This is a genomic window from Fibrella forsythiae (genome assembly GCF_017353175.1).
In the GTDB taxonomy this organism is placed as follows: Bacteria; Bacteroidota; Bacteroidia; order Cytophagales; family Spirosomataceae; genus Fibrella; species Fibrella forsythiae.
The window spans coordinates 537,759-551,807 of sequence record NZ_JAFMYW010000004.1 but is presented as its reverse complement, the minus strand read 5'-3'; the positions used below and the strand labels follow the sequence as shown (position 1 = coordinate 551,807).

General features: G+C 53.6%; 13 protein-coding genes and 1 tRNA gene. 6 read left to right on the top strand and 8 right to left on the bottom strand.

Annotated features, from left to right (window positions below):
* Positions 1-82: 82 nt before the first annotated feature.
* The 3 genes from J2I46_RS16295 to J2I46_RS16285 all read right to left on the bottom strand — a co-directional run bounded on the left by J2I46_RS16295 (position 83) and on the right by J2I46_RS16285 (position 4,212).
* Positions 83-841 (bottom strand): M48 family metallopeptidase, encoded by a 759-nt coding sequence (locus tag J2I46_RS16295; protein ID WP_207330092.1) that lies wholly within the window; start codon positions 839-841, stop codon positions 83-85.
* Positions 842-1,072: 231 nt separating this feature from the next.
* Positions 1,073-2,353 carry an APC family permease gene (locus tag J2I46_RS16290; RefSeq protein ID WP_207330091.1) on the bottom strand — a complete coding sequence of 427 codons (1,281 nt, stop codon included), beginning with the start codon at positions 2,351-2,353 and terminating at the stop codon, positions 1,073-1,075.
* A gap of 245 nt (positions 2,354-2,598) precedes the next feature.
* Positions 2,599-4,212: an endo-1,4-beta-xylanase gene (locus tag J2I46_RS16285; RefSeq protein WP_207330090.1), complete on the bottom strand. Its 1,614-nt coding sequence runs from the start codon at positions 4,210-4,212 to the stop codon at positions 2,599-2,601.
* A gap of 263 nt (positions 4,213-4,475) precedes the next feature.
* Between J2I46_RS16285 and J2I46_RS16280 the strand changes: the two genes are divergently transcribed.
* Genes J2I46_RS16280 through eutC form a run of 3 tightly spaced genes read left to right on the top strand, consistent with a single transcriptional unit; the run spans position 4,476 to position 6,950 of the window.
* On the top strand, positions 4,476-5,849 hold the full coding sequence (locus J2I46_RS16280; protein WP_207330089.1) for an ethanolamine ammonia-lyase subunit EutB: 1,374 nt from the start codon (positions 4,476-4,478) through the stop codon (positions 5,847-5,849).
* A gap of 11 nt (positions 5,850-5,860) precedes the next feature.
* Positions 5,861-6,193, top strand: coding sequence for a DUF4377 domain-containing protein (locus J2I46_RS16275; RefSeq protein ID WP_207330088.1), 333 nt, complete (start codon positions 5,861-5,863; stop codon positions 6,191-6,193).
* Between the two features lie 13 nt (positions 6,194-6,206).
* The gene (gene eutC / locus J2I46_RS16270; protein WP_207330087.1) at positions 6,207-6,950 is read left to right on the top strand and encodes an ethanolamine ammonia-lyase subunit EutC; all 744 of its coding nucleotides are present in this window, start codon (positions 6,207-6,209) and stop codon (positions 6,948-6,950) included.
* Positions 6,951-7,058: 108 nt separating this feature from the next.
* Here the strand turns inward: eutC and J2I46_RS16265 are convergent, their stop codons facing one another.
* From J2I46_RS16265 to J2I46_RS16250, 4 genes are all read right to left on the bottom strand, one after another.
* Complete coding sequence (locus J2I46_RS16265; protein WP_229379792.1) at positions 7,059-7,361, bottom strand: hypothetical protein; 303 nt, start codon at positions 7,359-7,361, stop codon at positions 7,059-7,061.
* A gap of 21 nt (positions 7,362-7,382) precedes the next feature.
* A complete protein-coding gene (locus tag J2I46_RS16260) occupies positions 7,383-8,747 on the bottom strand; it encodes a WGR domain-containing protein (protein ID WP_207330086.1) in 1,365 nt (454 codons plus the stop codon).
* Between the two features lie 71 nt (positions 8,748-8,818).
* Positions 8,819-9,301, bottom strand: coding sequence for a pPIWI_RE_Z domain-containing protein (locus J2I46_RS16255; RefSeq protein WP_229379791.1), 483 nt, complete (start codon positions 9,299-9,301; stop codon positions 8,819-8,821).
* A 28-nt stretch (positions 9,302-9,329) separates the two neighbouring features.
* Entirely contained in the window at positions 9,330-9,761 is a 432-nt protein-coding gene (locus tag J2I46_RS16250) for a pPIWI_RE_Z domain-containing protein (protein WP_207330085.1), read from the bottom strand.
* A gap of 242 nt (positions 9,762-10,003) precedes the next feature.
* On the opposite strand from J2I46_RS16250, the gene J2I46_RS16245 reads away from it, so the two are divergent.
* The 3 genes from J2I46_RS16245 to J2I46_RS16235 all read left to right on the top strand — a co-directional run bounded on the left by J2I46_RS16245 (position 10,004) and on the right by J2I46_RS16235 (position 13,069).
* On the top strand, positions 10,004-11,023 hold the full coding sequence (locus J2I46_RS16245; RefSeq protein WP_207330084.1) for a helix-turn-helix transcriptional regulator: 1,020 nt from the start codon (positions 10,004-10,006) through the stop codon (positions 11,021-11,023).
* Between the two features lie 180 nt (positions 11,024-11,203).
* Entirely contained in the window at positions 11,204-12,613 is a 1,410-nt protein-coding gene (locus J2I46_RS16240; protein WP_207330083.1) for an MBL fold metallo-hydrolase, read from the top strand.
* A 372-nt stretch (positions 12,614-12,985) separates the two neighbouring features.
* A tRNA-Leu gene (locus J2I46_RS16235) sits at positions 12,986-13,069 on the top strand.
* A gap of 32 nt (positions 13,070-13,101) precedes the next feature.
* Here J2I46_RS16235 and J2I46_RS16230 read toward each other — a convergent pair.
* The gene (locus J2I46_RS16230) at positions 13,102-14,019 is read right to left on the bottom strand and encodes a Kelch repeat-containing protein (protein WP_207330082.1); all 918 of its coding nucleotides are present in this window, start codon (positions 14,017-14,019) and stop codon (positions 13,102-13,104) included.
* Positions 14,020-14,049 lie beyond the last annotated feature (30 nt).

Below are 14,049 nucleotides of genomic sequence, written 5' to 3'. Positions count from 1 at the left end.
GTTCCTGGTTCAGGAACGGCTTTTTTGTGTGCCGGGGGGTGAACGGTAATTGTACCGCAATGCCCTGATACATAGCCAGCTTTTACCTCGCGAGCCCATCCTGGCGGGCGCGGTCACGAACGCGTTTGGCGCGTTTGGCGCTGTCGGGGTGGTCGGAAATAAATTCGGGGCCACCACTGCCGCCAAGCTTGGCGAGTTTCTCGAATGAAGTGGCCAGTGACAGTACGTTGTACCCGTTTTTCTTCAGAAACTGGTAGCTGAAATCGTCGGCTTCCGTTTCCTGTTGCCGACTGAATTTGGCACCGAGCAGGTAATCAGCTGCCGCACCGAACTGCGACCGGGCTACCTGACCAACGGCTCCCGAACGGGAAGCTAGTCCATCACGAACGGCCGACCGGCGGAGGGCGGCTTTCATACCATCGCGCGAGTCTTTATTGACCACGTGCCCCATCTCGTGCCCCATGACCGCCAGCACTTCCTGATCAGTCATGATATCCATGAGGCCTTTGAACACCCGAACGCTGCCATCGGCTGTAGCAAAGGCATTCACGTCTTTGGTCAGGTACACTTTGTAGTTGACCGGAATGCCGCTAATGGTATGATGACGAGCAACAATCTTATTCAGACGAACGGTATAGGGGTCGCTGGGGCCAGCCACCGGGTTTTGGGCGTCCATCTGTTGCACGGCCTGTTTCGACGCCTCGACTACCTGCGCGTCTGAGAGTGTAACAGAACCAATAAGCTCAAGCAGAGCTTGTGGAAGACTACCCGTGGTCTGGGCTTGAGTCAACGTCGAAGTAGTTATCAATAACCCCGACAGTATGATTGAAAAACGATTCATGGTTGAGTCTATTTAGTGAACAGAGCCGCGATTTACTACGCAGGCATATACCTATTGACAAACTATAGACCTTATGGTTTAGGCAGAGAATCTTAACGAATGGATAAAAGACTGTCTTCAGCCTGTGTCCTCAGTCTTCTGTCTTCGGCCCTCTGTGGCGCTGCTAGATCACCATCCTCGTTGAGAAGCGAAGCAACAGAGGACTGAAGGATGAGGACTTAAAATAGGACTTCATCGACCCGGCCTGAGCCAATACGTTGCACCACCCACCGCCACCACCGCCAGTCCGATCAGGCTTTCGCGGGGGCGGTCGGTCAGGATGAATCCCAGCACAAACAGGCTGAATGTGATGTAGGCCCATTGCAGCCACGGCCGCCATGGACTTGGGAAATCGCCGGGTTGGCGGGGGGTACGTAGCAGACTGGCCACCGCCAATGTACCCATCAGTTGCAGCACAAACGAGGTGCAGAGCAAGACCTGTTCCAACGTACCCGAGAACAGCAGCAGCAGCGTAATGCCCACTTGTAGCCAGATAGCCCGCACCGGGATCTGCTGCGCCGACTGCTTCCCGAAAAAGTGCCAGAGCGGAAAATCCTGCGCCATGCGTTGCGTCACCCGTCCGCCTATCCAGACGTATGAACTCATGGTAGCAATCAGCTGAAAGGCAATGCCCGCGCTGACCCACCGCCCGCCCGACGTACCTAACACGTTTGCCAGCGGGGTGCCGCCCAGCGAAATAACCGCCACATCGACCTGCCCCTGTAACTGCGCTACAGACGCAAATTTGAGCAGCACCAACTGCAGGCTAACATAGATAACCGCTACGCCCAACGTACCCAGCAGCAACGCACGGGGCAGATTCCGGCGCGGATCACGAATCTCGGCCACGATGTAAGCCGCCGCATTCCAGCCCGTGTAAGCGTAAGTAACATACAGCAGCGACACCGCGAAGGGCGACGTAAAGACTTCGGCCTGGTAGCTGGTATCCCACCGCAATGCATTGCCGGGAATAGCTGCGACGAACACACCAATCGCCAGAATGGCCGCGATAAAGCCAATTTTGACCAGCGTAGTTACGTTTTGGAATACACTGCTCTGTCGCAGGCTGAACGAGTGCAGTAGCCCGATTAACAACACTAACACGACCGTCAGGAGTCGCAAATTCGGGATTCCGAACGGGGCGAGGTACGATTCCATGGCTTTCCCCGCAATAGCCACCGGCGCTGCAAACCCGCCCACCAGCGACACCCAGGCCGACAGATAACCCAGAAAGGGATGTAGGCCTTTGGATATGAATACGTAGTCGCCGCCATTTTCGTGGGCGTAATGCGTGCCCAGTTCGGCAAAGGTGAAGGCACCAATCAGGGCCAATACGCCGCCCAGTACCCACAGCAGCACGATCGACCAGGTGTTTTGCACCACGGCCAGCTGAAAGCCCAGGCTGGTAAAGACGCCCGTGCCCACCATATTGGAGATAACTAACGCACAGGCCGTTCGCCAGGAAATCTTCATCAGTTTTTTTTGACAGCGCTACGATGTTTCAGATGTACAAGATTAGCAGGATTCTTTGTTTCGGGCGCAGGCCAAAGGCATATAAACAGGTCTGGTCAGTCATGCGGATACGTTTTAGAGCGTGAGAGGCTCCCAAACGTACCCGCATGACTGACCAGACCTGTGTACTTTTATGATTCTTCGAGGACTTCTTTACGGTTATGGACCCAACACTGATCCGTCACCATAAACCCGACATCGCCTGACTATAATCCAGATTGCAAGGCAGTCAGTACGGCCTGATATGCTTTCTTTTTTACGCCGGTCGACTTATACAGAAGTGGGTAATCTGCTCCATTTCTATATCGCCAGCTTTGGTTATCCAACAACCCCCAAATAGTTATGCCGTGACGCTGTGATTTAGGTACATTGCGCATGTAGGACATGACGACATAATTGTACATTTCAGCCTGAGTAGTTTCTAATGCATCCGTCAACACCAGGCTCGTCGCATTGGTGGTATTAACGCCTATATCCAGTTCAGAAATATGAACCAATAAACCAGTAGCCGCCATTTTCCTGAAATGGGTATCTATCTGAGCCTTATTGGTATTGATGCTGATGTGCATCTGAGTGCCTATACCGTCCACTTTGGCGCCCTTACTTCTGATTTCTGCCACGTAGGCAAGCAGTGAGTCCAGCTTGGCAGTAGAAGACTCGAGGTTGTAATCGTTGATAAACAACTTAGCTCCCGGATCAGCTTCGGCGGCATACTTGAACGCTTTTACCCCAAAATCACGGCCTAAGTAGTTGCTCCATACAAAAACATCACCGGCGGTAGCATTGGCGGTATTCGTGTTGTTTCTAATAGCCCCGGCAGGGCCGTCAGAAAACATTTCATTGATCACATCCCAGCTGCGCACTTTTCCTTTAAAATGCCCGGCGATCTGTTGTATCGTTGTTTTGAGCAGACTATCCACTTTTGCATAATTGTTGGTGGAGCCAGTGGGAGTAATCAATTCATTGACACTTACATCATCGATATAATAGGTATTGATGTTGCGTCCCATGTCAAACACAATACGGGTTTGCGCATCGTTGGCGGTGATGAGCCAGGTTACCTGCTGCCAGGCAGTACCTATCGTCTGATCTGACTGATACTGGGCGGTTGGTTGAGTTGAGAGCCTTATGGAACCATTGGCAGAGGCGGCTTTTACCCAATAGCTTATCTGGTATTGTTTACCCACCGTAAGCGGAATAGGATCAGTAGCCACCTGCACCCGCCATTGCTCTGTCGTGTAAGCAGTAGGATTGACTACTTTCATGGAGCTGGTACCGGAGTGTACTTCTGCTGCGCCCGAACCTGCCGTTATTGTAGCCGTTCCGGCAGGATTACCGGTATTCAGGATGGTGAAATTAGCAAAGCCAGCCGCAACTTTGTTTTCAAAACCAGGATTTTGAACCAGGTTTATATCGCTTGGACGGGCAGCACTCAGAATGCTTCTGTAGTATGTGCCCTGTGTCTGCGAGTGCCAGGCCAACACGTGCGCATGAACTTGAATGTTAGCTGCTTGCGCTGCAGCTAACATGGCATCGGCCGTTGTGAAATTATACCTCCCGGAACTGCTGACGAGGGAACTGTTTTTCATTTCATTCTCAAACGTCATGCCATTGAAGTCCCTCTTTATTATTGAAGATGAGGTGACATCGGTTAAGAAAGTCCCATTATTAGCCGCTAAGGCAATGGGAAATGTAGCAACCGATTTCAACGACACTGAACCATCCACAGTCGGTGTGGGGGGGTCACCCACATCTCTGTGGTCCATACATGCAGACATGACTGCCAGTAGCAATACGAATCCTAATATTCTTCTTTTCATAACTTAAGTGTTTGATTTATTGATAGCAGTTTAACCTATTCGAGGCATAGTGCTGTGATTTTTTATAGAAATTACTCGAATAATGTAATGACTAGTTAAGAATGGTCACTTTGCCGTACCGGGGCTACGTAAGTAAAGCTGGCGGTTATATCGTGGCTGAGGGAAAAGCACCTGCCTAATTGAAGTGATTGGTTTAAATTACAGGCGTTCAATTGGTCGTTCGACTGAAAAATCAGTATCAAAACTACTCGCAACTAAACTGCATGTATCGCCACACCGTTGGGCAACGTACCTACACTTTCGCTGATCTGAAAACGCTGCTGGCGCGCGCGTCGCCCCGGCGGGCGGGCGATGAACTGGCTGGCCTGGTGGCGTCGTCGGCCGAAGAGCGGGTGGCGGCGCAAATGGCCCTGGCCGACTTGCCGCTGGGTACGTTCCTCAACGAAGACGTCATTCCCTACGAACAGGATGAAGTGACCCGCCTGATCATCGATACGCACGATACCGCCGCTTTTGCGCCGATCCGTCACCTCACCGTTGGCGATCTGCGCGATCATCTGCTGGCGGCCGAACCAGCTCACTTGACGAGCCTGCATTGGGGCTTAACCCCCGAAATGGTCGCTGCCGTATCGAAACTGATGCGCAATCAGGACATGATCAGTGTGGCCCGAAACTGCCATGTCGTTACCCGGTTTCGAAATACGCTGGGTGGTCCCGGTCATTTTCACACGCGCCTTCAGCCCAACCACCCAACCGACGATCTGCGTGGCATCACGGCCAGCCTCATCGACGGTCTCTGCTACGGGTCGGGCGACGCAGTAATTGGCGTGAACCCGGCTACCGACAACGTACCTGCCACGATCAACCTGCTTCGTATGCTCGATCAGGTACGTGAGCGGCTGGCCATTCCTACCCAAACCTGCGTACTGAGCCACCTGACCACTACCATTCGCGCCATTGAGCAAGGCGCACCGGTCGATCTGGCGTTTCAGAGTATCGGCGGTACCGAAGCCGTGAACCGGTCATTCGGCGTCGATCTAGCCCTTTTACGCGAAGGCTACGAAGCCACCTTGGCGTTGGGGCGGGGTACCGTGGGACAAAACGTGATGTATTTTGAAACGGGGCAGGGGAGTGCCCTATCGGCCAATGCCCATCACGGTGTCGATCAGCAAACCTGCGAGGTTCGGGCCTACGCCGTAGCGCGGGCGTTCGATCCGCTGCTGGTCAATTCGGTGGTTGGGTTCATCGGTCCCGAATATCTCTACGATGGCAAGCAGATCATCAGGGCGGGCCTGGAAGATCACTTCTGCGGAAAACTGCTTGGCTTGCCCATGGGTGTCGATGTATGCTACACCAACCACGCCGAAGCCGATCAGGATGATATGGATACGCTCCTGACGTTGCTCGGTGCGGCGGGCGTCACCTTCGTAATGGGCCTGCCCGGTGCCGACGACGTGATGCTACACTACCAAAGCACCAGTTTTCACGATGCGCAGTACGTTCGGCAAGTGCTTCAACTGCGGCCTGCGCCAGAGTTCGAGTTGTGGTTACAGAAAATGGGAATTATGAACGAACGGCTACAACTACAACCAGTTCAATTGGGTCATCAGGTCGTCAAACTGTTATCAACTTCCTGACCTACTCGTTTATGAAACGCGCTATAGGCTTGTCTACTTTATGGCTTCTTCTGATAACCGTTTTTTCATGTGGAAAGGAGCCAGTCAATCCAGAGTTTATTACGCTGAAAATCGCCAGCTCGACGAAAGACTGCAACGGGCCCTTTCCCCGGAAATGCCTGCAGGTTCAGGAAAATGACTCACCCAACTGGCAATACTTCTACGGTTACATTCAAGGGTTTGTATATCAAGAAGGCCACGAGTATGAGGTACTGGTAATTCGTAAACAGATAGAAAATCCACCAATGGATGGGCCTGGCTATGACTACTGGCTGGTTAAAGAGATCAGTAAGCGTAAGCCATAACACGTAGTATATAATGCAAACCGACCCGTGGGATTTTCTGCAAACCTATACCGCTGCCCGAATCGCACGCGGGCGTACCGGGCATAGCCTGCCAACGCGCGCCCTGCTCGATTTCCAGCTCGATCATGCCCGTGCGCGCGATGCAGTGTATTCGACACTGGAAACGGGACGGCTTCTGGCTGATATAGATCGCATTCAGCCCCGGCCCGTATTGCTGCAGAGTCAGGCAATGGATCGCAAAACGTACCTGCAACGCCCCGATCAGGGCCGACGACTGGAGGCCGATTCGTGGCTTCGGCTAAAAACCCTAAGCACACGCCCCGCTGATCTTTCTATTGTTATTGCCGATGGGTTATCTGCCACAGCGATCAACACGCACGTGATACCGCTATTAACCCAATTGGTGCCGGAATTAGTGGCGCAGGGCTGGTCACTGGCGCCGATCTGTCTGGTGCAGCAGGGCCGCGTGGCCATTGCCGATGAGGTAGCCCACGCCCTGAAAGCCAGCGTTACCCTGATGCTCATTGGCGAACGCCCCGGCCTGACGTCTCCCGACAGTATGGGGGCTTATCTCACCTACGCCCCCCGCCCCGGCCTGACGGATGAATCGCGCAACTGTGTGTCAAACATCCGCCCCGAAGGTATGCCCTACGAGTTTGCGACACAAAAGCTACTATATCTGCTCACCGAGATGAAAACCCGCAAACTCTCCGGCGTAGAGCTGAAAGACGAGATGGGCGGCATAATAGAGAGTTAAATACAGAGGAGAAGACAGAGCAGGGATTTCTCATAGAATAGAGCCACTAAAAAAGCTTCGCGCTGCGGTCGAAGGGCACGTAGCGCGAAGCTTTTTAGTGGCTCTATTTTAGCTAAGTGCAGGTCCGCTGCTGCGGTGTGATGCAACGCGGTCGATGGTGCTACCACCCGACAGAGGCAAACCCATGAAGTTTGGAAAATAATACACACGAAACGTGCCGTTATCATTAATGGTCCAGCGTTCGCGGGTGGCGATGCGAAACAGCCACGACGATACTTCAGATTGACCCGCCCGGAAACCCCGGTCGCGGAGATATAACTTGACGTTTAGGGTCGTCGTGCTTCCTTCCGCCAGCATTAATAGCGTGGCTGCCATGCGTACAGACTGCCGGTTCAGTGTTTTCAGTTTCATGATTCTCAGCTGTTTAGGTTGTTACAGTTTCACGCGGACCAGATACCGGATTGTACTCTGATCCTGATTATAGACAATGAATTCGTTCTTTAACAGGCTTTTGCCACGTTGAGCATAGACCGAGTCGAGACTTGGGTTGCGTTTTGCCAGCACATCGCCCGTCAGGGTACAATGCCAGCCCTCATGTTGGCGTACTACAAACTGCTTGCCAACATGTACTTCATAGATAGCTAAATACGCTTCGCGCTGCTGTCCACCCGCCCAGAATGAGCCGCTCAGCGAGGTGTAGTTGAGCGATTTGCTGAATTGATCGGCGAAGTAGATGCCGTAGCCAAACATTTTTCCGGTAATGATTGCGTTGGTCGGGCGAAGCACTAACCCACTTTTCAAAATAGAGAGCCAGTTTTCAGAGCGACTCCCATGCCAGAGCAATTGCGTCTTCGGCGTTTTAGCCGTCGACATGTGTTTCACGAAAGCAGCCTGTGTACGAGCCTGTTGCACAGCAAACGCTGCATCGAACTTGGCGGCATCGTCGCCCATCATCCGCTTGATCAGGGTCAGTACGCGATCATCAGTAACGGGTTCCATAGTCAGACCCAGTGAGTTGAGCAGTGAAGGTGGGGCTTGCTCGGGGCTGTTGGCATCGGACTTTGGCTGGTTCAACTCAACCTGACTCCGCATCACATCGAGGGTGTCTTGCTCGGCGGCGAGTCGGTCGCGGAGGGTTTGCAGATCACCCGGTGCTTGTGGACTTTGTGGGACAAGGTGTTGACTTACCTTCCCCATTTTTCGTGGAATTGTTTTGAACAGACTGAGCAGCTTATCATTATACCGGCTCACGTCAAGTCTCGCGTCGATCAGCGTGGCCAGTTCGTTTAGCAATTGCTGCGCCGCGTCGACCTGCTGTTTGGTCACCTGTTGCGCCGATACCACGTAATTCTGAAAGATCGACTGGTTGGCGTATTCCATCAGTTTGGCCATCAGGGCACGTACCTGATCGTTCTCGATGGAATCGGTGCTGGTCATAGCGGGTTTATCGGCGTATAGATGCGTCTGGTCAACATAGCCTTTCGCCACTTTCTCGCGAAACTTCTTGTCCCACTGATCCATTGGGTACGTTGCCGTACTGACTGAACCACCCACGCGGCCATAGCTGACGGTGAACGTACCTGAGGCGGTTTCGTGCATTTCGTAATACTTGTTGTTGTTGGCCGCCGTTACCATGATCAGCTTTACCGTGCGTAACGCTGGTGCCGTCGAATCAGTCGTTGATAAGGGCGCGGGTGCGGATGTCGACGTTGTCGTTAGTACAGGGGCCGTAACCGTTTTAAGTGCCGCCGCCGGATTCGCCGCGCCGGTGATATGTTGGATGAATTGGGAGAGCATAAAGAAGGGGTTTTACCCCACCCCTAGCCCCTCCCCTTAACCAAGGGTAGGGGCTAGGGGTGGGGTCTTTTCTAGATCATTGCCCGCCAGAACAGGGTCAGGCGTTCGCGTTGGGTGTAGCTGCCTGTTTGGGCGTTCTCACTTTCCGAGATGCTGCCGTACTGGCTCAGGCTATACATACGGGCCTGGGCGGGTAACGACGCATACTTGACCAGCGCCTGGAACCACGTAGCCCGATCCTGATACGGAGCCAGCAACGTGCGGCCACGGCTCAGCAGACGGTGCTGCTTCGGCGACCATACAGGCCGACGCAGGTAGATCAGGCCGTTACCCGACAACAGATCGGGCAGGGCTTCGGGTGGTGCGTCGGGTAGGAGTTCCGTGAGTAGAAAAAGACCTAATTCAATATTCAGAAGGCGATTAGCCGATTGGCCCGCCAGGTTGTACTGATGCTTCAGGCGCGTAGCCAGGGGTTCCTGCCAGCTGAAACGCGTACCCGGAATGGGCAGCGAAGGCAGTGGGTTGGAAGCTAGGGTGAAAGCAGTCATGTTCATCTTCTTTGTTGTTGTTCGAGCAAGGGACCTAGGCCAGCAGCTGGCGAAGGGTAAAGACGCGGTTGCGGAAAAAACCAACCGACTTCTGGTTGAAGTGGCTGCGGTCGTTACTGATGTCGAAGGCCTGCATCTGGTCAGTCAGGCGGCTGTATCGGTCAAGCAGATCGTTCCAGAGTGTGCTTTGTTGAAAAGGCCGGAGCAGGTCGCGGCCGCGGTTCAGGCAGCGGCGCTGTTTGGCTGTCCAGCCGCCATTATGTGCCAGCGTGTCGTCGTTGAGCAGGGCAGGCAGGTGGTCGGGCGAGGCTGTGGGCATGAGCTGGCTCAGGAGCACGAGCCCCAGTTCAACATCAAACAGCTGGCGGGCCGACAGGCTGGCTCTCAGTCTGGGTGCGGCTACTGGCGAATCGGCCAGTGCGGCGGGGTAAGTTGCGTTCGGTCTCGGACGTTGCGTAAGGTTCATGATTATCGTTTCTGTATGTCCGTTACAAATATTTAACTAGCAAGACGTAACCTTTTTACGTTGATCTTTTTTTCTGAAATTTTTTTTCGGGAGCTTTACCCCACTCACCTCACCCCCGGCCCCTCTCCTTCACAAGGAGAGGGGGGTGCTCGGCCCATTCGTCGGCTAGCTACGCCAAAGCGGCTCCCCTCTCCCAGCGTGGGAGAGGGGCTGGGGGTGAGGGTAAACCCCAACATCCCCCTATGCCCATCACCCGCTCTGCTTTTCAACGTTACCGCCTGATCGACGAGGTCATTAGCCGGTATCCACGTCAGTACTCCAAGGAACGCCTGTTCGAACTGTGTCAGGAAACCTGCGGTATCCGGTCGATCTCGTCGTTGGAAAAAGACATTCAGCGCCTGCGCGAAGACCATGACGCGCCTATCGCCTACGACAAGCGCGCCAATGGCTATTACTATACCAACCCGCAGTTCAGGCTATTGAAGCTGATGCTCACGCCCGATGATATGGAGGCGCTCGACTACGCCCGCGAGGTGCTGGCCGCCACGCAGGGTGCATCGGTAGCCGATGAGCTGACCAGCGCGTTGCAGAAAGTGCGGCAAAGCCTCGACATCATCCGCGAAGTGAAACCCGGTGATGGCCCCGAAGGTATTGGTCGGCGTGTGGTGTATGTGGAAGAGAAAATTCTGGGCGGTAACCGGCAGTACGTACCCGTACTGATTCGGGCGGTGAACCAGAACCGGCAGATCATGTTTCGATACACCAAACATGAAGCCGCAGAGCCCGGCGTGGTCCCCGTGTTGCGCACCCTGCACCCCATTCTGCTCCGTGAAGTGTGGGACAGTTGGTACGTAATTGGCTATGATGAACGTACCCGGAAAGAACGCACCTTCGCCCTCGACCGTATGAGCGACCTGTCTATCCTCGACGAGCCCTGCTACGTACCTGAAGAAATCCTGACCAACGTCAGCGAGCTCTTCGAGCACATCTACGGCATTACCGACAGCAGCGGTCCGGTCGAAGAGATCCGACTATCGTTCAGCCCGTTGTTTGGCCGCTACGTAAAAGCAAAACCAATCCACCAGACGCAGGAAGTCATTTCCGATACCGATACCGAATGTGTGGTGAAACTCAGACTTGCCCCCAACCGCGACCTGCTCATGCACCTGCGCTCGTACGGTGAACACCTGCGCGTACTCGCTCCCGCCAGCCTCGCCGAAGCTATGGTTTCCTCCCTGAAAGCCACACTGTCGCAGTATTGATGTTTTGGGTTTACCCCTAAATCCCCTGAAGGGGACTTTGCTTCGCTGGCTCACCATTCGTTAATAAGCAGCGCAGAGTCCCCTTCAGGGGATTTAGGGATAAGCCGAGGCCAGCCCAAAAACATCAACCTCACCAGCCAGTTATTACAGTACTACCCCAAGTTCCTAAACCCTTTTTCAATGACCATTCAGTTTATGGGTGCCGCCCGCACCGTGACGGGCAGTAAACACCTTATTACCACCGCCGATGGCTTTCGTATCCTGCTCGACTGCGGCCTGTTCCAGGGCATCAACACCGACGAACTGAACCAGGATTTCCGCTTCAACCCCGCCGACGTCGACGTGCTTATCCTGTCGCACGCGCATATCGATCATACGGGACTGGTGCCTCGCCTGGTTCGTCAGGGGTTCACAGGGCCGATTCTTTGCACCCCATCTACGCTCGATCTGTGTCAGATCATGCTCATGGACAGCGCGCGCATTCAGGTGAAAGACCTGGAGCGGGTGAACAAGCGCCGCCGCAACCGGAACGAACCGGAGTTGGAGGTACTCTATGAAGAAGACGACGTGAAGCAGGCGCTGAGCCAGATGAAGGCTGTTGAATACGGTAAACGGACGTACCTGAACCCCAATGCCAGTTTCCTCTACACCGACACCGGCCACCTGCTGGGCAGCGCGGCCATTAGCCTGACCCTGAGCGAAACGGGTGCCGATGGGAAGAAGGTCGATAAAAAGCTGTTTTTTAGCGGCGATATCGGCCGTCCCGACGATAAGATACTGCGCACGTTCGAGACCTTCCCCCAAGCCGATTATATCCTCTGCGAGTCGACCTACGGCGATAAAGTGCACGAAAATGAGCCTGACATGAAAGCGCATTTGCTGCGCATCGTAGAAGAAACCTGCGTACAGAAGAAAGGTAAACTCCTTATCCCCGCCTTCGCCGTTGACCGTACCCAGGAACTGATCTACGCCCTCGACCAGCTGGCCAGCGAAGGCAAACTACCCACCCTGCCCGTTTATATCGACTCGCCCATGTCGGTCAGCGCTACTACCGTGATGCGTCACCACGAAGAGGATTTCAACCCCGAGATTCTGGCCTACATCAAAAAAGACGGCGACGCCTTCGACTTCCCGAACCTGCACTATATCTCCGATGTGGAGCAGTCGAAAGCCATCAATGGTCGACCGGGACCCTGCATCATCATCGCGCCGTCGGGCATGGCTGAGGCGGGACGAATCAAACACCATATCAAGAACAACATCGAAGACCCCAGCACCACGATCCTGTTTGTGGGCTACGCCTCGCCCAACAGCCTGGGCGGCATACTGAAGCGCGGCGACAAACAGGTAAACATCTTCGGTGAGCGTTACGACGTCAACGCTACGATCGAGATCATGGATTCGCTCTCGGCCCACGGCGATTCGGTGGAGATGCTCCAGTTTTTAAGCTGCCAGAACCCCGCCGCCGTCAAAACGCTGTTCCTCGTTCACGGCGACTACGACGCGCAGCAAGTCTGGCGCGAAAAACTACTGGCCGCCGGTTTCCCCAACGTTGCCATCCCCGACATGTACGAGAAGGTGGAGCTGTAGACCGAAAGGGATACGCGGATTGAGGTGGATTTCAATCGTAGGTAGAAGAGTTGGATTTAGACAGATTTGCTTACGCGAGCGTATTGCTGACGCATGGCGGGCAGGCACGACCGATTCGGCGAGGGATCGCCCCTACATATCAACTATCCAGATGAAAATTCACTGCCGGGGTCAGGATGTGTAGGGGCGAGCCCTCGCCGAATCGGTCGTGCCTGCCCGCTCTCGGACACGCAGTGGCCGCCTGCTACACCATCTCCCTGCTGTACAAAAAATCGCGACAAGCTGAATGACCCACGCTTTTTTTCAATAAACGTTTGCAAAACGTGTGTATCGCCCCTTATCTTTGCAGTCCCAACAAGGGAAAGCGTACCTGCCGAAGTGGTGAAATTGGTAGACACGCACGTTTCAGGGGCGTGTGTCTTTACGGACATGCGAGTTCGAGTCTCGCCTTCGGCACTAGCCTGCAAATCATCGGTTTGCAGGCTTTTTTATTTGGTCGATATAACCAATTCAGTCACGACGGGGATGTTCGCCGTGTTCTTGCCACTTACGTACAGCTTTTGCCCGTTGGAAAAAAGATTACCATAGGCGGGTAGATCGGTAAATGTAATGGGGTTTACCGCCCAGACATCGTTGGCGATATCGTATACATACACAGACTGTCCCTGTAACAGATAGAGGTAATCGCCCAGAACTGCCGAGAAAACATTGCCATAATTGCTGGATACCTCAAAGGGAATGTCTTTTACAATCGTCCAGGTATTGGCAGATGTTGAAAAGTAAGCCATTTTCTGCTTAGCCCCCTGGCCTCCCAGCACATAAATTCGGTCTTTATAAACAGCCATTTCGCTGCTTGTTGTGGCATACAGATAATTGGGCACCGTAAACCATTTATCCTGACCGATGGAATAATATTTAAACAGCGTGCTGGGTGTGCGACCACCTACGAAGTATAAATTACCATTGTAGTAGACCACGCCAGCTTCGCCAGCATTGTCTTTCGCGGTGGTTGGATAAGTTAGGGTAGACCAGGTATTTGATGAGGCGGTGAACTTCGTGGCATCGTTGGCTATGTAAAAGACATTAGTCCCATCGCTGACCAGATGGCTGCTATATCCACATCCGCATACGTTTGACGATTTAGCCAACGCCGATGAAAACGCATTAGATATAAGGTCATACCGAACAAAAAATTGAGTCTTTGCCGTGTTCGACCAGTTGCCGAAATAAATGGCGTTTCCTACCAGAACAGACTGGATCGGGTAAGCGCCCGCATCATATGTTGTGATGGGCACATTCAAGGCCTTAGCTGTTAACACGACATCATTCACCGTTTTCAACGAAGCATCCGTTCTTTTGCAGCTCAGGGCAAACAGTAAAAACAGGCAGATCAGTACAGGTTTCATGGCTGAGTAGATCGATAAGTGGTGTGTTTA